This is a genomic window from Psychroserpens mesophilus (assembly GCF_000826645.1).
In the GTDB taxonomy this organism is placed as follows: domain Bacteria; phylum Bacteroidota; class Bacteroidia; order Flavobacteriales; family Flavobacteriaceae; genus Psychroserpens; species Psychroserpens mesophilus.
In genome coordinates, this window is the sequence record NZ_JXJP01000062.1 from 1 (window position 1) to 248 (window position 248).

Sequence of the window (248 nt, forward strand, 5' to 3'; positions counted from 1 at the left end):
GCCTCGACGTTCCCGTCATCCACGTCCAGAGCACCGGCTCCCTCAAGGCCTACGCCCTCTTCCCCGACCAGATCGAGGGCGAGGGCACCTACCGCATGCAGATGACCCGCCTCATCGCCGAGTACTTCGAGGAGTGCGTCTGGAAGCACCGTGACGCGCTACGACGCTCGGCGGAGCTGTCGACGTGGCGTTCCAAGGTCAACCTGGGTCGCCCCTCCTGGTGGCGTTGCGGCGGATCGGTCTCGCAG

1 protein-coding gene is annotated in these 248 nt (G+C 66.9%); it reads left to right on the top strand.

What is annotated here, in order from left to right:
- Positions 1-248: hypothetical protein (locus tag TD18_RS17315; RefSeq protein ID WP_206540217.1), on the top strand; the 248-nt coding region annotated here is incomplete at both ends.